Origin of the sequence: Pseudomonas hygromyciniae, assembly GCF_016925675.1 — a bacterium.
Classification (GTDB): domain Bacteria; phylum Pseudomonadota; class Gammaproteobacteria; order Pseudomonadales; family Pseudomonadaceae; genus Aquipseudomonas; species Aquipseudomonas hygromyciniae.
The window spans coordinates 5,458,485-5,481,740 of sequence record NZ_CP070506.1 but is presented as its reverse complement, the minus strand read 5'-3'; the positions used below and the strand labels follow the sequence as shown (position 1 = coordinate 5,481,740).

At 55.1% G+C, this 23,256-nt stretch carries 26 protein-coding genes and 1 pseudogene; 15 read left to right on the top strand and 12 right to left on the bottom strand.

The window, feature by feature from the left end; translation table 11 throughout:
* Positions 1–106: 106 nt before the first annotated feature.
* The 9 genes from pqqF to JTY93_RS24750 form a co-directional block, all read right to left on the bottom strand.
* Positions 107–2,503, bottom strand: coding sequence for a pyrroloquinoline quinone biosynthesis protein PqqF (gene pqqF, locus JTY93_RS24790; RefSeq protein ID WP_205476279.1), 2,397 nt, complete (start codon positions 2,501–2,503; stop codon positions 107–109).
* A gap of 50 nt (positions 2,504–2,553) precedes the next feature.
* Complete coding sequence (locus JTY93_RS24785) at positions 2,554–3,348, bottom strand: carbon-nitrogen hydrolase family protein (RefSeq protein ID WP_205476280.1); 795 nt, start codon at positions 3,346–3,348, stop codon at positions 2,554–2,556.
* 11 nt (positions 3,349–3,359) lie between these two features.
* Positions 3,360–5,051 (bottom strand): flavin monoamine oxidase family protein, encoded by a 1,692-nt coding sequence (locus JTY93_RS24780; RefSeq protein ID WP_029296874.1) that lies wholly within the window; start codon positions 5,049–5,051, stop codon positions 3,360–3,362.
* Positions 5,052–5,197: 146 nt separating this feature from the next.
* Entirely contained in the window at positions 5,198–5,695 is a 498-nt protein-coding gene (locus JTY93_RS24775; RefSeq protein WP_205518955.1) for an Lrp/AsnC family transcriptional regulator, read from the bottom strand.
* Between the two features lie 344 nt (positions 5,696–6,039).
* Complete coding sequence (locus tag JTY93_RS24770) at positions 6,040–6,282, bottom strand: hypothetical protein (protein ID WP_070994508.1); 243 nt, start codon at positions 6,280–6,282, stop codon at positions 6,040–6,042.
* 10 nt (positions 6,283–6,292) lie between these two features.
* Complete coding sequence (locus JTY93_RS24765; protein ID WP_205476281.1) at positions 6,293–6,793, bottom strand: hypothetical protein; 501 nt, start codon at positions 6,791–6,793, stop codon at positions 6,293–6,295.
* Between the two features lie 761 nt (positions 6,794–7,554).
* Positions 7,555–8,682 (bottom strand): nucleotidyltransferase-like protein, encoded by a 1,128-nt coding sequence (locus JTY93_RS24760; protein WP_096144790.1) that lies wholly within the window; start codon positions 8,680–8,682, stop codon positions 7,555–7,557.
* A complete protein-coding gene (locus JTY93_RS24755; RefSeq protein WP_080394783.1) occupies positions 8,666–9,310 on the bottom strand; it encodes a Cap15 family cyclic dinucleotide receptor domain-containing protein in 645 nt (214 codons plus the stop codon). The genes JTY93_RS24760 and JTY93_RS24755 overlap by 17 nt, the downstream gene beginning before the upstream one ends.
* Positions 9,311–9,619: 309 nt before the next feature.
* Positions 9,620–9,874 carry a hypothetical protein gene (locus JTY93_RS24750; protein ID WP_106117639.1) on the bottom strand — a complete coding sequence of 85 codons (255 nt, stop codon included), beginning with the start codon at positions 9,872–9,874 and terminating at the stop codon, positions 9,620–9,622.
* Positions 9,875–10,647: 773 nt separating this feature from the next.
* Between JTY93_RS24750 and JTY93_RS24745 the strand changes: the two genes are divergently transcribed.
* Together JTY93_RS24745 and JTY93_RS24740 are read left to right on the top strand one after the other, a co-directional pair.
* Positions 10,648–11,469 (top strand): hypothetical protein, encoded by an 822-nt coding sequence (locus JTY93_RS24745; RefSeq protein ID WP_096143203.1) that lies wholly within the window; start codon positions 10,648–10,650, stop codon positions 11,467–11,469.
* Positions 11,447–11,716 carry a hypothetical protein gene (locus tag JTY93_RS24740; protein ID WP_096143204.1) on the top strand — a complete coding sequence of 90 codons (270 nt, stop codon included), beginning with the start codon at positions 11,447–11,449 and terminating at the stop codon, positions 11,714–11,716. The genes JTY93_RS24745 and JTY93_RS24740 overlap by 23 nt, the downstream gene beginning before the upstream one ends.
* A 14-nt stretch (positions 11,717–11,730) precedes the next feature.
* On the opposite strand, the gene JTY93_RS24735 is transcribed toward JTY93_RS24740, so the two are convergent.
* Positions 11,731–12,483 (bottom strand): hypothetical protein, encoded by a 753-nt coding sequence (locus tag JTY93_RS24735; RefSeq protein ID WP_096143205.1) that lies wholly within the window; start codon positions 12,481–12,483, stop codon positions 11,731–11,733.
* Positions 12,484–13,095: 612 nt separating this feature from the next.
* Between JTY93_RS24735 and JTY93_RS29465 the strand changes: the two are divergent.
* The 11 genes and pseudogenes from JTY93_RS29465 to JTY93_RS24685 all read left to right on the top strand — a co-directional run.
* A pseudogene (locus JTY93_RS29465) lies at positions 13,096–13,191 on the top strand (arsenate reductase ArsC); the annotation flags it as partial.
* Positions 13,188–13,544 carry a metalloregulator ArsR/SmtB family transcription factor gene (locus JTY93_RS24730; RefSeq protein ID WP_096143206.1) on the top strand — a complete coding sequence of 119 codons (357 nt, stop codon included), beginning with the start codon at positions 13,188–13,190 and terminating at the stop codon, positions 13,542–13,544. The pseudogene JTY93_RS29465 and the gene JTY93_RS24730, both read left to right, overlap by 4 nt.
* Before the next feature lie 24 nt (positions 13,545–13,568).
* On the top strand, positions 13,569–14,852 hold the full coding sequence (locus JTY93_RS24725) for an arsenic transporter (protein ID WP_096143207.1): 1,284 nt from the start codon (positions 13,569–13,571) through the stop codon (positions 14,850–14,852).
* A 16-nt stretch (positions 14,853–14,868) separates the two neighbouring features.
* Entirely contained in the window at positions 14,869–15,339 is a 471-nt protein-coding gene (locus tag JTY93_RS24720; RefSeq protein ID WP_096143208.1) for an arsenate reductase ArsC, read from the top strand.
* Positions 15,340–15,386: 47 nt separating this feature from the next.
* Entirely contained in the window at positions 15,387–16,100 is a 714-nt protein-coding gene (gene arsH / locus JTY93_RS24715; RefSeq protein WP_096143209.1) for an arsenical resistance protein ArsH, read from the top strand.
* Between the two features lie 20 nt (positions 16,101–16,120).
* Positions 16,121–16,543 (top strand): arsenate reductase (glutaredoxin), encoded by a 423-nt coding sequence (arsC, locus tag JTY93_RS24710; protein ID WP_096143210.1) that lies wholly within the window; start codon positions 16,121–16,123, stop codon positions 16,541–16,543.
* A gap of 286 nt (positions 16,544–16,829) precedes the next feature.
* Positions 16,830–17,105 carry a metal/formaldehyde-sensitive transcriptional repressor gene (locus JTY93_RS24705; RefSeq protein ID WP_084570950.1) on the top strand — a complete coding sequence of 92 codons (276 nt, stop codon included), beginning with the start codon at positions 16,830–16,832 and terminating at the stop codon, positions 17,103–17,105.
* Positions 17,106–17,124: 19 nt separating this feature from the next.
* On the top strand, positions 17,125–18,048 hold the full coding sequence (dmeF, locus tag JTY93_RS24700) for a CDF family Co(II)/Ni(II) efflux transporter DmeF (RefSeq protein WP_205476282.1): 924 nt from the start codon (positions 17,125–17,127) through the stop codon (positions 18,046–18,048).
* 39 nt (positions 18,049–18,087) lie between these two features.
* The gene (locus JTY93_RS24695) at positions 18,088–18,459 is read left to right on the top strand and encodes a hypothetical protein (RefSeq protein WP_096143212.1); all 372 of its coding nucleotides are present in this window, start codon (positions 18,088–18,090) and stop codon (positions 18,457–18,459) included.
* 2 nt (positions 18,460–18,461) lie between these two features.
* A complete protein-coding gene (locus tag JTY93_RS24690; RefSeq protein ID WP_096143213.1) occupies positions 18,462–18,644 on the top strand; it encodes a DUF1289 domain-containing protein in 183 nt (60 codons plus the stop codon).
* A gap of 139 nt (positions 18,645–18,783) precedes the next feature.
* Positions 18,784–19,857, top strand: a complete 1,074-nt coding sequence (locus JTY93_RS24685; protein WP_096143214.1) for an ArsO family NAD(P)H-dependent flavin-containing monooxygenase — start codon at positions 18,784–18,786, stop codon at positions 19,855–19,857.
* A gap of 26 nt (positions 19,858–19,883) precedes the next feature.
* Here the strand turns inward: JTY93_RS24685 and JTY93_RS24680 are convergent, their stop codons facing one another.
* Entirely contained in the window at positions 19,884–20,435 is a 552-nt protein-coding gene (locus JTY93_RS24680) for an arsinothricin resistance N-acetyltransferase ArsN1 family B (protein WP_096143215.1), read from the bottom strand.
* A gap of 117 nt (positions 20,436–20,552) precedes the next feature.
* Positions 20,553–20,888, bottom strand: a complete 336-nt coding sequence (locus JTY93_RS24675; RefSeq protein ID WP_096143216.1) for a hypothetical protein — start codon at positions 20,886–20,888, stop codon at positions 20,553–20,555.
* 469 nt (positions 20,889–21,357) lie between these two features.
* Between JTY93_RS24675 and JTY93_RS24670 the strand changes: the two genes are divergently transcribed.
* Together JTY93_RS24670 and JTY93_RS24665 are read left to right on the top strand one after the other, a co-directional pair.
* The gene (locus tag JTY93_RS24670; RefSeq protein WP_096143218.1) at positions 21,358–21,798 is read left to right on the top strand and encodes a 3'-5' exonuclease family protein; all 441 of its coding nucleotides are present in this window, start codon (positions 21,358–21,360) and stop codon (positions 21,796–21,798) included.
* A 389-nt stretch (positions 21,799–22,187) separates the two neighbouring features.
* Complete coding sequence (locus tag JTY93_RS24665; RefSeq protein ID WP_096143575.1) at positions 22,188–23,225, top strand: hypothetical protein; 1,038 nt, start codon at positions 22,188–22,190, stop codon at positions 23,223–23,225.
* The last annotated feature ends 31 nt before the right edge of the window (positions 23,226–23,256 follow it).

Genomic DNA, 23,256 nt, shown 5'->3' with positions numbered 1-23,256 from the left:
CTCCAGTCGGAGATGTTCAGATGCGTGGCGCGATTTTACTCATTTCTCGTCAAGCTAGCGCTGTCTTGGTGGAAAAAGCCTGTTGCAGCATCGGCAACGATCAGCGTCATATCTGCCAGTGATCGCCCGCTGCCGCGCCATTGGCCAGGCAGCGCCAGCCGCCAGCCGCTTGGTTGAGTTGCGCAGCCGCCTCCACCAGATGCAGGCGTGTGCGGCCCTGGATCAGCTCTTGTAATTGCTCAAGATAGTTCGCGCCATGCCCGGCCAACCTGGCCTGCCAGAGCAACTCGGCGGCTTGGGATGTGGGCAGCGCCTGCGGCGAAAATTGCCGGGCCAGGGTCGCGTTACCCAGGTCGTCGCTTCCATTGATCAAGGTTGGCAATTGCGTGATGAAGGCCTGGATGTGATCGAGCAGGTCCGCCAGCGCCACATCGGGCGACTGCACGCCAAACAACAGAGCGGTTTGCCCGTTGAACTGTCGGATACCACTGAATACGGCGTAGCCCACCTGCAATTCGCCCCGTAGACGCTGGTAGAACGGAGTCTGGGCCAGGTGAGCGAGCAATCGCCAGTCGGCCTCGTCGGCCAGGGATGGGCTCGGGGCTGGGCACAGCAGCAGCAAGGCGGCTTCGGTGGAAGCGGTGTCTAGCTGATGCCAGCGATACAGTCCATTGATGGAGTGGGCGATGCGTGGAATCTCGGCACATTGTCCGGGCAGGCGTGCGGCCGCATGTTTGATCGCCGTTTCGCACGCAGCCGGCAGGCCCATGCCCAGGCCTTGCCACGTGGCAGTGGTCCATCCATTGGGCAATGGATTGGGGTGCCCTGTGGAGGCAATGTCGGCAGCGCAGGCTGGCAATGCCTTGAGCAGTTCGCGGATGGCCATCTGTGGCGCCGGGCTGGCGGGCGCGTCTTGTTCAAGGTTGGCGTCGGCCTGGGTCAGTTCGCGAGCCAGTTGCTCGACGATAGCGGGCATGGGGTCATGCAGCCCGCTCATTTTCAGCAGCCAACTATTGCCTACAGCTTCGCAGGACATTTCCACGCCGGCCTGGCGGGCGTTGGTCTGCAAAGTTTGCAGGCTGTTGCCTATGCCATGGGCGGTCGAATCCAGTTGCCAGCACAGGTAAAGGGCGCCCTCATCGTGATCGGCGGGCAACGCTTGGCTGAATGAAAGGCCTGGCAGTTCGCGCCGTCCACGGGAGCGATCCTGGGCGAAGGTGCGCAAGCCACGATGGGCGCTGGTCTGGCCGCGAATCAGTCCGGGGCGTGGTTCCTGGGCTTGCGGTCGCAAGAGTGGGTTGCCCGGCGGCAACTGCCAGGCCTGTTGCGCAGGAGCCGATTGCAGCAGGTTCAGCAGGGTCTTGAGCGCTTGGCAATGCTGCTCGGACAACGGCGCTTCGCGGTTCTCACTGTCATGGCGGGCCAGGGCCAAGGCGCCACTGATTTGCTGTTGGCGGTTGATCAGCAGCGCGTACTCTTCGCGCAACGCAGTCCAATCGCTGTGGGCGAAAAAGCTCAACCAGTCGTTCAATAGGGCTTCGATTGCCAGGGACTGTTGTGAGCCCTTTGGCCCCAGGGTGAATTCGATATCCAGCAGCGCCTGCCCGGCGAACGAGTACAGCACCCTGGCGTGCAGTGCGCTTGCCCTGCCCCGGGTTTTCAATTCGGCCAGCAGACCACCGGGTGCCGTGGCATTCAGCCAGGTGCAGAGGAAATCCAGGGCTTCGCGGGGCGCGTTGCAGGCGATGAGGTGATGCAGATGCTGGTTGTCGAGGTATTGATAGCGATATTTATCGCCGTCCATCAAGGCCGGTGGTGGCTGCTGCGGGCGTAGCGGGCCCAGGCGCAGGCACTCGCCAAAGCGCTCGGCCAAGGCTTGCAGTTCTTCCAGCGATTGCGGGCCGGCAAGGCTCAAGGTCATCTGTCCTGCTTGATAGAAGTCTTGATAAAACCCCAGCAAGCCTTGTTGGAAATCCTCCTGTGGCACCGGCAGGCTATCGCGGTTGCCCGCATGAAAACCCCGCAGCGGATGCCCGGCGGCGAGGCCTTCGAGGATCGCGACTTGATGCCGTGCCTCGGCATCCTGGGACCAGGCGATAAACTCGGCCTGCAGCACTTCGCGCTCGCGCAGTTGATCGTCCATGGCCAGGCGCGGATGAGCGAGCATATCGGCCAGGCGCTGCAGTGCGCCGTCAAACACCGTTGCGGGCACTTCAAAGAAGAAGTCCGTGGTGCGCTCACGGGTGCTGGCGTTGACCTGTCCGCCGTGGCGCTGCACGTAGGCCATCAAACCGTCCGATGCAGGAAAAGCCTCGGTGCCAAGAAACAGCAGGTGTTCCAGAAAATGCGCCAGCCCCGGCCAGGCCAACGGCACGTCATGGCTGCCCGCCGCTACCCGCACGACAGCTGCACAGCGCTTGAGACGTGGGGCATGACGCAGGGAAACCCGCAGGCCATTGGCCAGGGTCAGTTGCAGGTGATGAGGGTGGGCCGGCACAGGCATGAGCACTTCCAGAACGTAGGAAGTGCCTATGCTAGCGCAAAGCGCGGGGGTCAGTGTTTATGCAGCGCGGCATAGAGCTCGGGGCGCCGGTCTGCCAGGTAGTGGTTGGCCGCTTGTGCGGCGTGTATCACCTGGCGGTCGAGGGTCGCGACGATCAGTGCCTCATCCAGGCCTGCCTGGGCGACGCGCTGCCCATCCGGAGCGGCGATGCTGCTTTGTCCGCAATAGTGGATCTGGTCTTCATGCCCGCAATAGTTGGCGTAGGCCACATAGCACTGGTTTTCAAAGGCCCGTGCGCGCACGGTGACGTCCGCGACGAAGTCGAAGGGCACCATGTTGGCCGTCGGTACCAGGATCAGTTCGGCACCGGCCAGGGCCAGGCGCCGGGTATTTTCCGGAAACTCCAGGTCGTAGCAGATGAGGAACCCCAGCTTCCAGCCGTTCAGCTCGACGACGGGGAACTCGTCCCCACCGGGGCTGAACATCGAATGATCGAGGTCGCCGAACAGGTGCGTCTTGCGGTAGTTGCACAAGCGCTGACCATTGGCGTCGATCAGTTGTACGGCATTGTAGATCTGCCCATCCTCGGCCCGTTCCGGATAGCCATAGAGAATCGCCACGCCCGCGTTGCGCGCCAGTTCGGCAATGGTCTGCGCAGACTGCCCGTCCTGCGCTTCGGCCAGCGCGCCGACTGCTTCAGCACCGATGTTGTAGCCTGTGAGGAACATCTCCGGCAGCACCAACACGTCTGCATCGCACGCTTCATGCGCAACGCGATGCAGACGCTTGAGATTGCCCGCGACATCCAGCGGCAACGGCGGGCATTGGTACAGGGCAACACGCATGGCTTGGCTCCTTATTCGGCCAGGGCGATGGGGCCGATCTCATCGAACACATCCCCCGGCCCCGGGTTTTGCGGGTGGGTACTGCCACCGAAGTGGGTCATGATGCCCCAAACCGCGTTCAACGAGGTCTGCACGGCGCCTTCGACCCAGGCTGGGGTCCAGGATACATCGTCGCCGGCGATGAAAATCCCGCGCTGCTCGGCCGGCATATCCTTTTGCATGAAGTGCGCGTACATGCGCTGGTTATAGCGATAGTGGCCCGGCAACGCGCCCTTGAATGCGCCGAGGAAGTGCGGATCGGCTTCCCAGGAAACGGTGATTGGGTCGCCAATGATGCGCGCCTTGATATCGACTTTCGGGTAGATTTTTTTCAGCGCATCGAGGGCCAGCTTCACCCGTTTATCGATGGGCTGCGGGAGCATTTTCAGGGCGTCGCTCATCCACGAGTAGGACAGGCAAATGACCCCCGGCTTGTCGTCGCCATTGTCGAACAGGTAGGTGCCACGGGTCAGGCGATCAGTGAGGGTCATGCTCATCAGGTCGCGGCCGGTTTCCGGGTCTTTGTCCTTCCAGAAAGGGCGGTCGACCATGACAAAGGTTTTCGACGACTGCATATAGCGCGTGCGGTCCAGGGCCATCCACATTTTTTGCGAGAACAGGCTTTCGTCGCATTCGATCTGGGTGGTCAGCAGCCAGCTCTGGCAGGTGGTCAGCACGGCGGCGTATTCCCGGGTGTCACCGTAGTTGTCGGTCACCGCAAAACGCCCGTCGGCGGCATGGGCAATGCGCTTGACCCCGGCCCGTGGCGCGCCATGGTGCAGGGAGCTGAGGCTGGTGCCGGCCGGCCAATGGGCGCAACGCTCCGGTACATGGCGCCAGATCCCCATGGGCACTTGCGCCACGCCACCGACCACCAGGTGCTGGTGATCGTCGCAGTTGGTCATCACCACGCGGAAGATTTCCAGCATCGAGTTGGGGAAGTCCGAGTCCCAGCCACCGGTGCCGAAACCTACCTGGCCAAACACTTCGCGGTGATGGAACGACAGCTTGGCGAAGGCCTTGGACGTGGCGACAAAGTCGTAGAAGGTGCGGTCGTCCCACAGCGGCACCAGCTTGTTCCACAACTCCTTGAGCCGTGGCACGTCACGGTCGCGAATCGCTTGCTGGATATCACCGAACTGCGAACCGGCCTCCAGGGCGTCGGCCCAGGCGTCAGCCACTTCCTGGAATAGCGCAGGAAGGTCGGAAATTTTCTGTGCGTAATGGGTCTGGCCTTCCAGGTCGATCACGGTGCTGCCGGAGGCCGGCGTCAGCGGGTTGGGGAACGGCTTGGTTTCAAGGCCCAGCTTGTCCACATAGTGGTAAAACGCCGTCGATGACACCGGGAAGCGCATACCGCCCAGCTCCGCGATGATGCCTTCGGCCCCTTCAAAAGCCTGGGAGCGCAGGCGCCCGCCCATTTTCGAGGCTTCGTACACCACCGGCTTGAGGCCAAGCTTCATCAGCTCGTAGGCAGCCACCAGCCCGGCGATACCCGCACCGACAATCGCCACTTCGGCGCCATGGTTGGCGGCGGGAATACTGCCCAGCCCGGCGGGGTGTTCGATCCAGTCATCAAAGGCGAACGGAAAATCCGGGCCAAAGATAGTGATGGGTTTTTTACCGTCTGCAGGGTGGCGATTGTTCTTGTAGGTGGCGTTCATGGCTGACCTTGCTGGCACTCGACGGGGGCACGACCCGTGAAGTATAGGAAAAGATGGCAGCCATTCTAGGGAGCGTAGCGCTCGTTAATAAGACGCAATGTGTCGTCGTATTGAATTGTTTTTAGTCGAAGTGACGAGGTTGGCGGTCAGATTGGCTGGCCGCGATCCAATTTGTTACTAAGGATGATCGAGGTGGTGGTCTTTTCTACCCCGTCGACACTGCCGATCTGGTCCAGCAGTTGATCCAACTGCTCCGGCGAATCGGTACGCAGCCAGGCCACATAATCAAACTCACCACTGACCGCACACAACTGCTGGACCTGGGCCATGGCGCTGAGACGACGCAGCACTTCCTTACCGGAACGCGGTTGCACGGTAATCCCCACATACGCCTGCAACCCACCATCCACCACACGCTGCCCAAGACGCACGCCATAACCAGTAATCACCTGGGTCTTCTCCAGGCGCGCCAGGCGCGAGGTCACGGTGGTGCGGGCAATCCCCAGTTGGCGAGCGAGCATGGCTACGCTTTCACGGGCATTGATCTGCAAGGCGGCAATCAACTGGCGGTCGATCTCATCGAGAACGGGAGGGCGGGGGGGCGGACAAGATGGGCTCCGGCGTGGGTGGCAATGGGGGAGCATGTTACAGGCTCGTGTTCGCGGGTGGCGATTGCGGTGACCTTTCATATGCGCTTGATCCGGACTGCCTAGGATCAGAATTAGGCCGCGCCCGCAGAGTTGGCGAGGCTGGTCAGTGTGGCATTACATATTTGCGATGCGCCTGGCCTGCGTTACAGCCGCCACCCATCATTTAGCAGTGATTTTGGCGGCATCTAACCTACGTTAGGCGTTACCAGTATGTTCAAAGCAACCCCCGATCCGCCGGCAAGGTCCAACGCTAAGATCATCGATCAACGCGCTGTTGATCGACTGTTGTCCCATCTGATTTTAGGTCAGAGACGGCACCGAGAAATCGTGCCAGGGCTTCAGTCCCCCTCCGTGAACCGCCGCCGCGTCAAGAAAAGCACCACGCCCAGTGGCACGGCCAGCAGTGCTAGCAGCTCCAGGTCAAAGCCCAGCACCTGCTGCTCACCCACCTTGAAGAGGCTGACCAAGCCCGTTGCCAGCAGCGCCAAACCCAGCCATTTGCGCAGCGGGTATGGTTTCAGAAACTGAACGAGAATCGCGCCCAGCACCAGAAGGACGACAGTTTGCATGATGTAGGGCATGTGCAGTTCCTCAGACCTTGATGACCAGCGTCACGACAGAGCGCTGTGGGCCAATCCCGCCATGGACCTCTCCCTCGATGCTGACCAGCACGTCACCTGCATGCAGGGTCGGCAGGGCTCCTTTGAGGTACCAGTTGACACCCGTCGTCACGACTGCACCTGAAGCCCAGCCAATGAGCGGCCCGCCCAACGCACCTACCCTCCCGGCAACACCACCTGAGGCCGCAGCAATTCCCTTGGCGACGTTGCCGCGCATAGTGTTGATAGCATCGGCCTGCTGACGGGTGAGGGGATTGGAAATGCAGACTGTCAGCAGGCATGGCAGGTTTCGAGCCTGCATTCGGTCGTACATATCGACGACCATGCTGTTGACTTGGTAATGGGCGCGTTTCGCTTTGCCAAAGTGCAGCTCGCGCAGGCGACCTCGGTCGCTTTCCATGAGGGTGATTTGAGACAGATTGAAGACGATCCCTTCTTCGGACCTGTACTGGGTGGTCTTCTCGAACTTCATGCGCGTATCCATTCGTGCAAAAAGACGACGATTTTCTACAAGCGGTGACTAAGATGCAAACAGTCTTTGATGTGAGGCCCCGGGGAATTTGACGTCTGCATGGGGCTCATCGCCAGCAAGCCAACTCCCCGATAACAACACATCGAGCGCGTCGGTGTTGGAGACGTTAGGCCGAGGCGCCTCCGCACGAGGCACTGGCCGGGGCGATTCAGACTGTATCTGCGGCGGTCCATCCAGAAACACGAAAGCCGCGCAATGCGCGGCTTTGAGTATGGTGGGCCCAGTAGGACTCGAACCATTATGTGGTGCGTAAATATCCTGTTTAGATACTGTCCGTCCGGTCTTGTGGCCTGTAATCTCTAGAGGGAATGGGCAATTTTGGTAATCAGAAGATTCAGTGGCAACGTTTTCCAAATATAACCTCGGTGTGGCATTTGAATAAATGTCACCTCATCCCAGTTTTTAGATATCTATTGCTTCCGACAACGCAAGACATCCGATCTTGCCCAGCAGGCGCCCTCCGGTGCATGCTCGGAATATCCTAGTATTGTCAGGTGAGCCGCTGCCTGACATTTCTCAGATGCAGCGGAATGGAACCCCGCACTTCATCGCCGATGTCGCCAACCATGCACTAGAATTCAAGTGGTCACAAAAAAACCGACCTTAACCAATGACTGGTAGCCAGCGGATAACTCATCTGCATGGCAGTCTGCATCCAGCTCGGTGGATCTCTGCACGGGTCTCCAAACGCTGCACGCGATCTACAAAATGATCGCGTTGGTCACAGCTACCCTGCTGGCATCGAGCATAGGCTTCTCGGATAAGCTCAGCAGGAAGCTTTGCTCTTTAGCGACCTCCCGAAGGAGACTGTCCATGGCCACGGAGAGATGCATCAAGCCGTTAAACTTGTCTTCCGTGTTAAATATAAAGCGAGATCCATCTGGTACTATCAGTCGCCTCGCTTCTTCCTTGTTGTTCCACAAGTAATCCAAATATCTTTGGGTCTCAGCTAATATCGCTAATTCATAGTAGGCGCCAACGGAGAGACTATGCATGTTGGCGTGGTACATTATTGAGGCAATATCAAAGCTGGAGATCGTTACAGCTTTTCCTTCCGCCTCGAGATCTGCCTTTATGTTTTTACATAATCTTATTGATTTGCGGAGCCCACCAATCGTGGTTTCACATCGTTCTCGTATTTTTTTGATGTGCAGGAAAGGCCAGTTTTCAATCGTGGTGTTTTTATGCGAATCTAGGATGGTGACAGCACGGTCATGTTTCTGACCAGATGCTTGATAACTAATAGTGTCATGCCAGTGGGAAGGCACGACATCAACTGGACGCGCTAATGACCCTCCTTGCAATTTAATGGCCTTGGAGCCAGAGGTGTCAATTGTCGCAGCGGGAAACGCATCGCGAAGAGCTTTACTAATTTCCCCCCTGCGATCAGTTAACACCCCAACTGAGGTGCGTGAGGTCGGTGAACGGTACTGACCCGATGTACTCATGTACCCACGGGCATCATAGGTATGAAAGTCAGCTTCTATCGCTAAAAGGTCGACATCACTGAACCCTCGAATATGGACATTCAGCGGTACTGAGCCCTGTAGCTCGAATTCAAGACTGCCGCTTGTCCTCTTCGACAACTGGTTGCTAACCCGTTCTGCGGTTTCGATGCTGATGCGGGTGTAGGTAGGATCTACCTCTTGCATAGCGCCTAAAGCAAAAGTTGTATTCGGCTTGTCTTTGACCCTATGTTCCCACGCCTCTTTTGTAAGGCTTCGGTTCACGATGAAATCCTTCGCATCCATCGCGATTACAGAGGATCTATCAAGGCCCGAGCGTCTGGAGCGCAGACGATTGATTCGCTCGTTAATTGGTGTGTTCATTTTTTCTCCTCAGCTCCATTCGCCCATAGGTGGGCCGACCGTAACCGTTAAAATAGTCACCCTGTGCGCAATCTAGTGATTTAGTAAACAAAAGGTTTGCGCTGCCAACATGTCCCCGAAGCTCAGGTTCGCCGGGATTAGGATCATTCCGGTAGTTATAAAGAAGGCGGTATCCGTCAGCTTCATCGTGAACCAACGCCGCAGTGATACTGTTGGAGCCTGATTGATGTGTCTTCAATCGCACTCTAATCTTGTCCCAAGTTTGACAAATATATACATCGGCTTGCCAAGAGCGAATCGGATTTCCTTCGGTGTCCAGTGTTGTTCCAGTGCACTGCCACTCTCCCGACAGATCAGGAACTTTTAGATATTTAACTGCCCAGCGCCATTTCCAAACTGTCTTATTGAATAGAGCGTACAGCAGAGCAAAAACTATACCTGCGCCAATTAGTGACAGGGCTGTCGGTGGAAGATTTACAGGCAGGTCATACTTTTTAGCCAAATCTTCAGCTGACAGCAGCAAAAAAACCGCAATGCCGGAAATCGCGCTTGCCAGTAGTGTCAAATACCTACCAATCAGAGCTCGATTTACCCCGCCCAATAGGCTGTATTCATGATCGTGAATCATCAGACGCAACCTTCAATAGACTTAATGTCCCGGAAGCCCATTTACCTGCAGAAGATGGGCAGCAGCAATGCCGCCCAGAGCTTCCGATGAAACTTCAAAACTACTGGGTATGGCATACCGAGGAACACGTCCGGCAACCGTTCGACTGCTGGTAGGTGTTGCGAGCCTGGCGAACAGCGGTCACACAGGAGGTGTGATAGCCAAGATCAAGGCGGTTATGGAGTGCCGGCAAATAGATGCACGTACTGGTATGCACCTCGTGGTCACCATTGGTCTGTGCATTACGGTTCACGAAATACTGAGCCATTTTTACTCACCCCGCTCTTTGTTCGATTGGGCGAGCACCGAGGCTGCTAAGGTCTTGGTGGTGGCGCTGTACTTGTTGCTGTCGAGGACATGACTGGCTTTAGTCTCCATATCGGCACCGGTTTGCTTGCCGGTCGACGCTTGAGCCATTGCCGACCCTGCCAATTCCTTCTGGATGGCCGAGGAGCTATCACTACGCAGAATTTTGGAGGCCAAGCTGGCCACGGGAGACGAAGTTTGTTTAGGATTTTTCGGCACGATTAGGTGCTCCTGTATCTATAAAAAATCGAATAGGCAGGAGCAACCCTTGAGCGGAAAACCGGGCTGAATGGTTGACATCCAAAGTCGGTTTTTCTCTAATGCGCGTCCCACCAGTGTCCGCATTGGTTCAGGGATTGGCGGGTATGTGTGCTCGGCGTCCAAACTTTGCACGCATACCCGCTGTGTTCACTGAAACCTCAGCCCCTCGCCAAAAACACAACATGTAGTGCTGTTTTCGAGATGACCTACAAGATAATGGGGCCGAAATGACATTGCAAGGCAACAGCCTGTGGATAACTTGTGCGCAAATGAGTGGTTGGATCCATTTTTTTTCCTGTATGTATGCCCAGCCCTTCTAAATCGCGGGGTACAACGTTTCGCCGTTGAAATATTTTGAAACACACTCCTTTCGCATGCCCCTTTTCCTTCTAGAACAGCAACCCTCTGCGTTTAAAAGTGACAATTCAGTGGCGTCATTACTTCGTTAAATCTGGTTTGGTTTTTTCCGTCAGGTGCTGTTCCTGAACTCTTTCCACGGTCAGTGGATGACGCTAAAAACCTCGACTGAAAACATTCGGGCGGGGTATTGCGGGGCTATTTACTCTGATCTATGATCACGCCAGGTGGTGATGGTCGCCTGGCGCCTGTTTCGCGAAGCAATAGCCCATCTGTGACACCCTTCAGTTTTACATCGGCATGTCCCTAACCAGACGCTGCCCGGTGAACAGGCAATCGGACACCTAAGCGTCGTAGATTTAGGAACCTTTGCCATGTCTGATTTTTCCCGGCTAAACATCTTCAAATCCCAAGCTAAACAGCTTGCTCGTGATCAGGGCTTGAAGCTTTCTGGCGCTCAAGAAACCCTGGCGCAGAAAGCAGGTTTCGCTGATTACCATGAGCTCTCTGTAATCGCCCAACGGAACCCCAAGGATCCGCGTCTGATGGTGGCTGTATTTGGGATCAAAGAGTTTACCCAAGCGATCCATGAGGACGATGTCTACGCCGACTTGGATCTGGAACTGGAAGACCAGCTCTCCGGCGCGATTGCGAATACCAATGCGAGTGGATTCAGGATTGATGCTCTTGAAGTTGGAACCGCTGACTATAGCGACGCAACCGGGAAGCTGACTTTAAAAGTCTCCCTGACCTACCAGGGGCAGCAAGATCAGGAGCGGGTGTATCACGGTGCCGCGTTCTTCCTTACTTCCACGGTCGATTTGCTTCGCCGCGAGGGTATGTGGTTGCTTGCAGAAGACGGCGTATCTATCTCCAGTATCGAGTCGGATGCTGATCGAGATCGTAAGTCTGAGCACGAGTATTGGGCTCAGGTGGAAGATGCTCGAAACAGCAACCGCATGTCGATGGCGCAAGCACTCGCGAGCGAGCTAGGGATATCGGTTGAAGATGGCGAGCTCTTGGCCGGATCAGAGATCACGACCAACGAGTCGGATGATGGGCTCGTGTACAGCTACTGGATCAATTTTGAGCCGGAAGCTGAAGGCGAACTGAGAGCAGACCTGCTGGCGCGATTCGGCTCTCTGGAGTACGAGCTGAACCCAAACTTCTTCGATGATGTTGAGCACGATTTCTGAGATTGATGAGGTGGTGGTCGACCTCACGGTGAGCACCTATTGGGATAGACTCTGCCCGGAGCAGCATGCCTACGGCTTCCACTACCCTTGCTCAAAAAATGCGGGCGGCTTGGCCGTTGATGTCTTCAGCGGCGCCGGCGCACCGGCGGAAAGCGGCATTCTTATTCAAGGATGCGCTGAAGAGCAGTGTGAGCGCTTCGATGCTGTCAACTGGCACACCAGCGACGCATCAGATACCGCCCGGTAGACTGGCTTTCTGAGTCATCTAAACTTTACGAACTGGGGATGAGCTTGCTGAAGGTAGTCTTTGACAAGCCCCGTGATGAACTGGTGGCCTTCATCAATCGTCATTGAAACCTGCGCGGGCTGTTGCATCATTTCTTGAAAGCCGTGCCTAGCATCGAAGCCGTTCAAGCTGAAATTGTTGGCTGAACAGGTGAATTTCTTCTCTTTTCGCTTGCTTCTAAAAGCCTTGAGACCCTTCCGTCTTTCCCATGTCTCAAGAGTGTCCAGTATCTTGTAGTAGGTGATCCAGCTGCTGTCTTGGTCGAGAAATTTTAGGAAGAGGTAGATATCCTCATGCTCAGCGGCCAGCATCATTAGGCTGATCTTCTGTGAGGTGCCAAGCGCTTTCCTGAGATCATCGCTCCAAGCTTGCCTGGAGATAGCAGGCTTGGTAAGCATCCCCGGAATATTTCTTTTTTCCTGCCTTGAGAGCTCGCCCCCCTCAAGCAGGATCTTGTAGATACTCAGCTTGTATGGCTCGCGCTCCAACAGCGCCGATGCACCATTGAACAGATTCAAAAGCTCGTAGGTGATCTGCCAGACTCCTTCCTGAGTTTGACCCTCGAACAGATTTGAATTAAATCGGAAGTCGTCGTTAGGGCAATCGTTCCGGTCATCTACTCCCCCCCAGAGCCTGAAGTAATTGATGCTGTGCCCCCATGTGCAAAGCTGCCTGATCTCCTGCGGGTTGCCGTTGAGCAACACTTCCCAATCACTTTGCATATGCATCAGATCCCTCCAAACTTGAGATCCAGATGCTAGCAAAAAAGTCAGTCAGTGACGGGCCCTTTGGGCTCCCGAGGTTATCCGTGGCTGGCAACCGGACATGATTGATCAAGAGTACCCCGTTTTCCGAAGCAAGCTGGATCGGATACGAGCTATCTAACCGCGCACCTCTAAGCCAGACATCGACCTAGTGTCGTTTGGTTAGCTGAGGTGCTACATAAGCACTTATGGCGCGCAGGTCTCGCCGTTGGTGAGGAATGTGAAGTCTACCTCTCGATTGGTAAGTCCGGAACTCGCTGCAATTATCAGTCGATTACTTGGCCGCAGTAGGGCTACCGTCACTGCAGGCTGCAGTCCGTCGCTGAGCGTAACGCTCCCAAATGGGGTCTTTAAGCCTAAAAGTGATGGTTAATGTGCCGTATTAGGGACATTAAATTTGCATCTCATAGCAACCTACCACTAGGTCTCGGCTCATCATCTCCCTCGCCACCCCGTTATCTCCTTTGTGCCGCCCGCATGGACTGTTACGGCTCAAGCCGAAGCAGCAGTCATCATATTCGCTTTACCGAATATTCGCCAAAGCGTATATTCGATTTTGTGCATGTATTAGCTACCGACGACCCCGGCGCATTTCGCCACACGCTCCACGACATCCACGAGCGCATCAAGCTCTTCGTTTTGGTCAAGACCAAGCACCTGGAGGATCTATGACAGAACCCATGAACCCCACCACCTTATTCAAGTGCCTGGCGGATGACACCCGAGCAAAAATTTCGATGCTTGTCGTGAGTGAAGGTGAGCTGTGTGTATGCGAGCTGACGGCGGCACTCGACCTGAACCAGCCGAAGATTTCTCGTCATTTGGCCCTGCTGCGCTCTGCCGGTTTGCTGTTGGATCGTCGCCAAGGCCAATGGGTGTACTACCGCCTGAATCCCGATTTGCCTGCGTGGGTGACTGCAGTTTTGAAGGAAGTGGTCGACGCCAATCAGCAATGGCTGGAAACCGAGGCTAAGCGCCTCTGCGGCATGAACGACCGCCCGATCAACCAAGCCATGTGTAGCTGATTCACGCCCAACCGGATTAATGAAATGCTGATTGCCGTATTGATCTTTATCGCAACCATCGTCCTTGTCATCTGGCAACCCAAGGGGCTAGGGGTTGGCTGGAGTGCGATGTTCGGTGCCATCGTGGCGTTGCTGGCAGGCGTCGTTACTCTTGCAGACATACCCGAGGTCTGGCACATCGTCTGGAATGCTACCGGGACTTTCATTGCGGTCATCATCATCAGTTTGCTGCTTGATGAAGCAGGGTTTTTCAAGTGGGCTGCATTGCACGTGGCCCGATGGGGAGGCGGGAGCACCCGCAAGCTGTTCGCATTTATCGTCCTGCTGGGCGCAGCGGTGTCGGCCCTGTTCGCCAATGACGGAGCAGCATTGATCCTCACACCCATTGTGATCGCAATGTTGCTGGCGTTGCGTTTTTCTCCTGCTGCTACCTTGGCATTCGTCATGGCAGCCGGTTTTATCGCCGATACGGCGAGCTTGCCGCTGGTGGTTTCCAACCTGGTCAACATCGTTTCTGCCGACTACTTCGATATCGGCTTCAACGAATATGCTTCGATCATGGTGCCGGTAAACATCGTCAGCGTGGCGGCAACATTAGCCATGCTGCTGTGGTTTTTCCGCAAAGATCTGCCCAAAACTTATGACCTCAACCAGCTGGACAATCCGGACGAGGCTATCCACGACCGGGCCACTTTTGTAGCCGGCTGGTGGGTGCTGGCGCTACTCCTGATCGGCTTCTTTGTCATTGAGCCGTTGGGTGTGCCAATCAGCGCCATTGCAGCGGTCTGTGCATTCATCCTCTATGTCATCGCGGCTCGTGGTCATGCCATCAACACAAGCAAGGTGCTCAAAGAGGCGCCATGGCAGGTGGTGATTTTTTCTTTGGGTATGTATCTGGTTGTTTATGGCCTGAAGAACGCCGGCCTGACCGACCACATCGCGCAGATCCTGAACGTGTTCGCCGGTTATGGCGTTTGGGGTGCGTCCCTAGGTACAGGGCTGCTAACAGCGTTGCTGTCATCGATCATGAACAACATGCCCACCGTTCTGGTAGGCGCCTTATCCATTCATGCTGCTGAAGTCGATGGTGTAGTCCAGCAAGCGATGGTTTACGCAAACATCATCGGCTGCGACTTGGGCCCGAAGATCACCCCAATTGGGAGCTTGGCAACTCTGTTGTGGCTGCACGTGCTCGCCCGGAAAAACATAACGATCAGCTGGGGTTACTACTTCAAGACCGGGATCGTGCTGACCGTGCCCATCCTCGTCGCCACATTGTCAGCCCTGGCACTGCGCCTCAGTTTCTGAATCAAGGAATCGTCTGATGAAAGTCTTGTTCATGTGCACCCACAATAGCTGCCGCAGCATTCTGTCCGAGGCGCTTTTCAACCACCTGGCGCCCGAGGGTGTAGAAGCCGTCAGCTCAGGAAGCTTTCCCAGTGGCCGGGTGAATCAACGCGCATTGCAAACGCTGGAGGCGGCGCGTATCTCCACGGCGGGCTTGAGCAGCAAGGCCTCAGATGCGTTTGAGGGTTCGCCTCCTGACATCGTGATTACCGTCTGTGATCGGGCTGCAGGAGAAGCATGCCCCATCTTCTTCGGCCCAGCCTTAAAGGCGCATTGGGGGCTGGCTGATCCGTCCGAAGCCATCGGGTCGGAAGCAGACATTAGCGCAGCGTTCGAAACGACACTGGCCAAAATTCACGAACGCGTGAGTGCGTTTTTGGCCCTGCCGCTGAAGACCATGAGCGCTGACCAACTGAAAGTTGAACTGAACCGGATCGGTTCGCTTTAAAGATCAACCGAGGCGGCGCCCCAGCTGGTGCCGGCGAAGGAGTTTATATGCAAGACACACTGCCGAACGTACACGCCGACCTGATCGACATTCCTTCGTTGGAGCAGCTGTCGCCTCGTACGCCTTCGCTCCATAAACCTCGCATTCTTCTGCTATATGGATCAACGCGAGAGCGCTCATTCAGCCGGTTAGTCACGCAAGAGGCGGCGCGCCTGCTGAATGAGTTCGGCGCTGAGACCAAGATATTCGACCCCTCGGGTTTGCCGTTGCCGGACGACGCTCCGGATACACACCCCAAGGTCGCGGAATTACGCGAACTCATGCAATGGTCTGAAGGACAGGTGTGGTGTTCGCCTGAGCGGCACGGCTCCATGAGCGCAGTTTTCAAGGCCCAGATCGACTGGGTTCCGCTGGCGATTGGCGCTGTACGACCTACGCAAGGCAAAACCCTTGCTGTGATGCAGGTCTGCGGCGGCTCGCAATCTTTCAACGTGGTCAATCAGCTGCGCGTACTGGGTCGATGGATGCGGATGTTCACCATCCCAAACCAATCTTCGGTGGCAAAGGCGTTCACCGAGTTCGACGAGGCAGGTCGTATGAAACCGTCCTCGTACTACGACCGACTGGTGGACGTGATGGAGGAGTTGATGAAGTTCACGTTGCTGTTGCGGGATCGCCAGGATTATTTGGTTGATCGGTACTCCGAGCGTAAAGAGTCCGCCGAAGAACTGTCCAAACGCGTCAACCAGCGCTCCATCTAACGTCAGCACGAGGAAGCGATATGAGCCAGATCACGATCTACCACAATCCCGAATGCGGCACCTCTCGCAACACCTTGGAGTTGATCCGTAACAGCGGGGAAGAACCGACGGTTATCGAGTATCTGAAGACCCCGCCTGATCGCACCACACTTGTCAGACTCATTGGGGATATGGGTATCGGGGTACGGGCTCTTTTGCGTATCAAAGGCACTCCATACGAGGAGCTGAGATTGGGCGATGCATCGCTGACGGACGAACAGCTCATCGATGCCATGATGGCCCATCCTATCCTGATCAATCGCCCCATCGTCGTGACGCCTTTGGGGACGCGTTTGTGTCGTCCATCAGAAGCTGTGCTCGATTTGTTACCGCAAGAGCAGCGTGGGAGTTTCGTCAAGGAAGACGGACAAGTCGTCATTGATGAGAATGGCAACAGGGTTTGATCCCACCCGAAGTACGTGGCCTTGGAGTGCCATTCGCACTCCACTTGGCCACCGTTTGCATTCGACCTAACCAGCAATTGCATCTCGTTTGACCTGCTCGCGTTGTCAACATCATAGCAACGAGCGGCCAATAGCAGAGTTCTGGTCATCCTGTTCCGCCCTTCCTCCTATTTGAAGCCTCAGTTTCAGCAAAGAGCTGTTTATGAGTTTTCCGTCAAACGGCGCTTGTATAGGTATAGGGGGTATACCTATGATGCGTGTATTCACAGTTAAAAAGGTTTCTCTCATGGGCCATACAGCTTCAAACAAAGACGATCTTCTCAAACGCGTGAAACGCATCGCGGGGCAAATCCAGGCCGTTGAGCGTGCACTGGAGTCGGATGCCGATTGCGCGAAAACATTGCATCTCGTAGCTGCCACACGTGGAGCTATCAACGGCTTGATGGACGAAATTATTGAGGATCACGCCAGAGAACATGTAGCGAGCCCAACGCTTAGCGATGAAGAGCGCAACAAGGGTGTCGAAGAGCTTCTTGAAGCCATTCGCCGCTACTCCAAGTGAAGAATCCAGGTACATGTCCATGAGTAGCAGCCCCAATATCGAGATTAGCCACATACATGACCATGTGTTCCTTGGGTCAGCACGCGAAGAAAATGCCAAGCGTACCCTTTGGGTTGTGGCGCTTACGGTGGTGATGATGGTTGGCGAAATCGTCGCCGGCTATCTCACTGGCTCAATGGCTTTACTTGCCGACGGCTTTCACATGGCAACCCATGCAGGCGCTTTGGGCATCGCTGCAGCTGCCTACGGTTACGCAAAACGCCACGCTTCCAGCAGTCGTTATAGCTTCGGTACGGGCAAGGTTGGAGACCTAGGTGGATTTGCATCGGCGCTCATTCTCGGCATGGTGTCCTTGGTAATCGCCGTAGAGTCGGTCATGCGCCTTTTGCAGCCAACGGAGGTTCAATTCGGAACCGCTACGCTCATTGCGATTGTGGGTTTGATCGTAAACATTGTGAGCGCGCTTCTGCTTGGCCACGGTCACAGTCATGGGCACGATGATCATCATGGGCATGGGCATGGGCATGGCGATAACAACCTGAAATCAGCTTATGTCCATGTGATAGCGGACGCTCTGACTTCCGTCCTGGCAATTGCAGCACTGCTCGCTGGCCGATATCTGGGGTGGGTGTGGCTGGATCCGGTAATGGGCATTGTAGGTGCCATAGTTATTGCGCGTTGGGCATGGAGTTTGATGGGTGTAACCTCTGCTGTACTGCTGGATCAAACTGATGAGCACGTTGCAGAGGAAATTCGAGAGCTGGTTGAGACGCCGGGGGATGCAACCATTACAGACCTACATGTCTGGAGGGTGGGGCCAGAAGCGCATGCGGCTATTGTCAGCGTCATCGGCGAATCCACCGTGAACGCTGAAAGCATTCGTGAACGACTGAAGCCTGTCCACGAAGTCAGCCACCTTACGGTCGAGTTTCGATTAGTTTGATTTACCGGCTCCCTAACCTCGACTTCATGGGAACTCCGAATGCCACTAGGGAAACGTGAGCTTGCGCGTATCGAGCGTCGATTAATTACCACCCTCACCAAAGCGTGCGAAACAGCAAAAGGGGAGATCGAAGGATTTACGTGGCTCACTCACATCGCCGACCTGAATGCGCTGAGTGAAACCCTCAAGGTTGTCTGGGTGTTCGAAACACTGGCTGACAAGAAGCTCGCCCAGGCTAAAGCGAAGGCACGCATTGTTGAGTTGACTACCATCGCGTTGAACGAGGCCGACATCGATCTGAACCTTTCAGATCACAATGTCTGCTTCGACTCTGAGGAGGAGTGCCAGCGCACGCATGGCGGAAACTGGAAAAATCGTCTGGTTCAATCAGCCGCGACCAAAAGGGGCTGACAATGGCTAAAGAAATCGAAAATCCCTGTATCTCGACTTGCCAGCTGAATGGTGATCTGTGTGTGAGTTGCGGGAGAAGTAAGGAAGACATCAGAAAGTGGAAACGCATGAAGCGGCCTGAAAAAATGGCCGCTGTAAAACGGGCGAATGTGCGATTGAAAGGGCTCAAGAAAGCGTACGGATAGCAACTTGCATTGGATGACGGCTGCGAGTCGTTCTTTGCCGATCATGTCCACGAATTTTGCTGGTCAAATTCGACGCAAATGACTTGCTAGGTCGAATGCAAACGGGTGGGCAAGTCCGTGCAATTACTCACCTGGAGGGATGATGGTGAATCAAAATTCGAAACTTGATGTAGTGGTCATTGGCGGTGGTCAATCCGCGCTCACCGTCGCCTATTTTCTAAAGCGCTCGGGTCATTCCTACGTATTGCTCGACGCCGAGTCGGCACCGGGAGGAGCCTGGCGGCATGGATGGGATTCTCTCCGACTATTCTCGCCGTCTGCTTGGAGCTCAATCGCCGGCTGGCCCATGCCAGCTGTCTCCGAGGGGACTCCTGGACGGGACGATGTTATCGACTATCTGACTCAATACGAGCGCAGATATGATTTTCCCATTGTCCGCTCCACGCGGGTGACCCGTGTCGAGAAAACCGAAGATGGATTACGGGTTATCTCCGGGGATAGACGCTGGGATGCCAAAGCGGTTATCAGTGCAACAGGCACCTGGAGCCGCCCATTTACCCCGAGCTCTCCCGGACAGGAGTTATTTGTAGGGCAGCAGCTTCATTCCGCTCATTACGTTGGGCCGAACGAGTTTGAGGGGAAAACCGTCCTTGTCGTGGGTGGTGGAAACTCGGGAGCCCAGATTTACGCCGAGGTTTCCAAAGTGGCTCAGGCAACCTGGGTAACTCAAGATGCCCCAAAGTTTTTACCTGATGAAGTTGATGGGCGCGTCCTGTTCGAACGAGCCACTGCTAGATTGAAGGCGCAACAAGATGGGATGGAGCCTCAACAGCCCGTTGGAGGGCTGGGAGACATTGTGATGGTGCCATCGGTAAAGGAAGCTCGCGAACGCGGCGTGCTTAACACGGTGCGGCCATTTACGCATTTCACCTCAACGGGCGTTGTGTGGCCATCGGGGGCCGAGACGAAGATCGATGCCGTCATCTGGTGTACTGGATTTTCTCCAGCGCTCAACCACCTGGGCAACCTAGCTATCGTTGACGATGGCGGTAAAGTCGCCGTGAATAAAAACCGGAGTGTTGCTTCACCTAATCTGTGGCTGGTGGGTTACGGCGATTGGACGGGGCTTGCCTCTGCAACATTGATCGGAGTAACCCGCACCGCTCGAGATGTAGTCAACCAAGTCCAAAGCTATCTCACTAGCGAATCCTGATGGCTCGCGACGCAAATCGAGTGAACCTACTGCGATGCGACCTCAAGCTTGGGGAAAAGAATAGGTTCCAACGGAGGGGTTGCCTGGCACAGCCCTAGCCGCCAGTAACCGACGTCGTGCCATTTTCCAAGCTTGAAGCCTACCTCCGGATATGTGCCGATGTGGACGAACCCCAGAGACTCATGCAAGCCCACGCTTCCTTCATTGGGCTGCGCGATTCCGGCATAAGCTGCACGAAACCTTTGCTTTTCAAGAATCGGAAGCAAGGTCTCATAGAGTTCACGGCCAACTCCCTGACGGCGAGCAGATTCAGCTATGTACACCGTCACGTCCACCGCCCACCGGTAGGCCGCACGTGCGCGGTGCTGGCTGGCATAGGCGTAGCCCTTGATCTCCCCACCTTCTTCGGCCACCAGGTAGGGATATGTCTGAAGTGTCGTCGCTATCCGCTGAGCTATTTCCTCAGCGCTCGGCGGAATCTCTTCGAACGAGATGGCCGTTGTTGAAACGATGGGGGCGTAAATGCGCTGGATGGCTACAGCATCTGCTACCGTCGCCGTACGGATTTTCAAAGCCATGCAAGTCGTCCTTGATTCGAAAGCTGAACATTACCCTTTTTAGATCAGCCTTGGACATGGTCGAAATATGAAGATGTTATGAGCTCTACTATTCGCCTGAGTAGTTCAACTAGGCCTCTACATCGATCTGACTGATACGACCTCAACATATTTGTACTTCTTCCTTGCAGCCCTAACGGCGTCTTGCTCGGCAAGCAACGAGCTCAACGTGTCGGCCTCGTGAATCAACTCGGTCATTTTCCCCTCAAACTCGTTCCCAACCCGGAGCGTGACCCGCAGCCTGGGCGTGAACGCTTTCGTCACTTTCTTCTTGGCTAGTCGAGCCTCTGCGGGCTTCGTGAAAACGATCTCTGGCACAGGCTCCTGCACTAGCGGAGTAGAAACTTGCTCCTCTGGCTGAGGCGCACCAAAAAGGGCACGACGCATTTCTTCTTCGGTTAATTCAGAGTTCATAGAGCATCTCAAAGGGGTGGCACTTCACTGGTGAAATTCTACAAGGATTGCTGCTGACCGGCGTCCATCGGGAAACTGCTTGGACGTTAAATCCCCAGTTCGATTTCAATACATGAGCCTCGCAGGGCACGCGAAAGCTGCGCCTTTGGTAGCAATGTGATGAGCCCATCAACCAAGCTGCTGGCGTGACGAGCGTATAAGGTGACTGTGCCTGCAGCCCGAATTCGACCCGGTACGAAGGCACCGACTCGTTCCTGGGCAATTTTCAGTATATTCAAGACTTCTTGGCTAACCTTGTCGTGGGATAGATGCTCAACGACTGGTCTGGGCGGGCACCCGGCGCGGCTCCACATTTCTATGACCGCTTGGAGGAGTCCGTCTGAGCCGAGATGCTCGAGGGCCATCTCCCATAACTCACCCTCCTGCGCCATATCCAGGCGAGCCCTAGTCATAACGGAGTTCCTGCAACATGAGGCTCTTTCTTGATTGCGAGTTCACCCGGCTCTCAGCCACAGCGGAGCTGATATCACTCGCACTGGTAGCTGAGGATGGACGCGAATTCTACGTGGAATTGATCGACACATGGCGAGAGGAAGATTGCAGCGACTTCGTCTTAGAGATCGTTCTTCCGCAGCTCTGGGGTGGTGGCAATGCACAACCTATTATCGGGGCAAGAACTGCACTGCTCGATTTCCTAGCCTCGTTCGACGAAGTTCTGGAGATTGTCACAGACGCTCCACAGTACGACTGGGAGCTTTTCTGCGAACTCGCATATGACGATGGTAAATGGCCAAGGAACGTCCGGAATTACCCCACTGACGCCACCACTCTTGATGCCACAAGTGACGGAGTTCCGCTTCCGCATCACGCTCTCCTTGATGCCCGTATCATCGCCAGCATGTTCACCTAAAGCAATCCGAAGAAAGGGCTACCCTGAGAAGGCGTATGGATCAGTATTCTATATTGGCCAATCAGGTGGAGCTAAGTATGAACTGGAAGGCCCGCACGTAGGAGCCACTCGCGGAGTTGAGCTGTGGTGACAACCCTGAAGGCTCTTTCCACTACCCCAAGCCCGAATCTGGTCGCTTTTTTAGGGATGCCGATAGTGAAACTGTCCACGACGCCCCATGCGTCGATTCTGTGTCGCGGAAGTTCTGCAAAAAACCTCGTCTACCGAGCTCAAAGTCGGCAGCCTCAGCTGCCGCAGAAAAAGCGCCTATCAGATTGTGGGCAATCGCACATACAATCATTTTAGGCAGCATAGAATCCGCTTGAATGTGTTCGGAATGGAGAATCGTGATGTCTGCAAATAAGCGGCAGCAGTTTGAGCTTGGCAAAATCCTTCAGAACGCCATTTTCTCAATACAACTAGGGATTGAAGACTACGCGATCAGTACAGCACCAGGCGGAGACACGACCAGAGCCATTTCATCATCGCGCAACCTATTCGCCGGTGTGATTTTGCTGTTCAAATACAAGCTTGCGTCCCTCGCGAAAACTCCGGAGGAGGCCGAGCAGCTCCTTTATGAGCCTAAAGTCATACTCCCTTACTTGACTGAGGAAGGCGGGATCGAATGGCGTCCCATTTTCGAACAGAAAAATCCTCGCTCAATCGATACCGACGCGATCCACGCTCGACTAGATAGTTTAAATGTAGAGCATGATTGGGAGGTGGTTAAAACGCTGAGGGACTGCCGCAATAACCTCGAGCATCTCCATCCTACTCATCAAACAAGTGAAATACAAAAATTCCTAGCCGCTCTTTTCCCACTTCTTCAGAACTTCATAAGTAGCGAATTATTCGACAGCCCAGGCGCACTTTTAGGAAAAGCCTGGGAAACTATGCTCCAAACACACGACTTCTTCGAAAAAAACAGACTGAGGGCACGAGCTGAATGGAAAAAAATAGGTTTGCCCGCCAACGCCCTGAAACTTCTTAAAGGCTGCCAGCGCGGGAGTTGTGGGTCTCCTCTTCTGCAGCCTTTTGAAGAAGATGCTGCAGCGAGTCTTCCTGTTGATACGCCTGAATTCAGGTATGAATGCTTAGTCTGTCATCACCGGGCCGGTATGCTCGACGTGTTGGAAGCGGAATTCCTGCTCAAATATGAATCTGCCTTTGATACAGAGCAGGTTGTAGAGGAGTGTCCTGTATGTTTCGTTCACATGTTCCACACCCATCATGATATTTGCCATTGGTGTGAAACCAAAACTGAATATAAGCGGTGTGAGCACTGCCATACTATTCTTGAGTCTCATGAGGCCGAGCACGGAACATCGTGTGAGCGATGCGACCAATATCAATGGATGTTTGACCAGCATGATCCTACCGCCCGCTAATAATTAAGTTTCTTATTTTACCCATGGAGAA